Source organism: Streptomyces sp. NPDC057010, from assembly GCF_042673805.1.
Lineage (GTDB): Bacteria > Actinomycetota > Actinomycetes > Streptomycetales > Streptomycetaceae > Streptomyces.
On the sequence record NZ_JBHUSC010000117.1, the window covers coordinates 1 to 1,427 of the forward strand.

Annotated in this window: 1 rRNA gene (running past one end of the window); it reads right to left on the reverse strand. The window is 55.9% G+C overall.

From position 1 onward, the window contains the following. Positions 1–31: 31 nt before the first annotated feature. Positions 32–1,427 (reverse strand): 23S ribosomal RNA (locus tag ACFTXQ_RS36410); it runs 1,379 nt beyond the window's last position.

Consider the following 1,427-nt stretch of genomic DNA (forward strand, 5'->3'; position numbering starts at 1 on the left):
TTCAGAACTAACACAGTGGACGCGAGCAACTGAGGACAAGCCCTCGGCCTATTAGTACCAGTCAGCTTCACCCGTTACCGGGCTTCCACATCTGGCCTATCAACCCAGTCGTCTACTGGGAGCCTTACCCTCTCAAGGAGGTGGGAATACTCATCTTGAAGCAGGCTTCCCGCTTAGATGCTTTCAGCGGTTATCCCTCCCGAACGTAGCCAACCAGCCATGCCCTTGGCAGGACAACTGGCACACCAGAGGTTCGTCCGTCCCGGTCCTCTCGTACTAGGGACAGCCCTTCTCAATATTCCTACGCGCACAGCGGATAGGGACCGAACTGTCTCACGACGTTCTAAACCCAGCTCGCGTACCGCTTTAATGGGCGAACAGCCCAACCCTTGGGACCGACTCCAGCCCCAGGATGCGACGAGCCGACATCGAGGTGCCAAACCATCCCGTCGATATGGACTCTTGGGGAAGATCAGCCTGTTATCCCCGGGGTACCTTTTATCCGTTGAGCGACGGCGCTTCCACAAGCCACCGCCGGATCACTAGTCCCGACTTTCGTCCCTGCTCGACCCGTCGGTCTCACAGTCAAGCTCCCTTGTGCACTTACACTCAACACCTGATTGCCAACCAGGCTGAGGGAACCTTTGGGCGCCTCCGTTACCCTTTGGGAGGCAACCGCCCCAGTTAAACTACCCATCAGACACTGTCCCTGATCCGGATCACGGACCGAGGTTAGACATCCAGCACGACCAGAGTGGTATTTCAACGACGACTCCCACCATACTGGCGTATGGCTTTCACAGTCTCCCACCTATCCTACACAAGCCGAACCGAACACCAATATCAAACTGTAGTAAAGGTCCCGGGGTCTTTCCGTCCTGCTGCGCGAAACGAGCATCTTTACTCGTAGTGCAATTTCACCGGGCCTATGGTTGAGACAGTCGAGAAGTCGTTACGCCATTCGTGCAGGTCGGAACTTACCCGACAAGGAATTTCGCTACCTTAGGATGGTTATAGTTACCACCGCCGTTTACTGGCGCTTAAGTTCTCAGCTTCGCACACCCGAAAGTGCACTAACCGGTCCCCTTAACGTTCCAGCACCGGGCAGGCGTCAGTCCGTATACATCGCCTTACGGCTTCGCACGGACCTGTGTTTTTAGTAAACAGTCGCTTCTCGCTGGTCTCTGCGGCCACCCCCAGCTCACGGAGCAAGTCCGATCACCAGTGATGGCCCCCCTTCTCCCGAAGTTACGGGGGCATTTTGCCGAGTTCCTTAACCATAGTTCACCCGAACGCCTCGGTATTCTCTACCTGACCACCTGAGTCGGTTTAGGGTACGGGCCGCCATGAAACTCGCTAGAGGCTTTTCTCGACAGCATAGGATCATCCACTTCACCACAATCGGCTCGGCATCAGGTCTCAGCCTT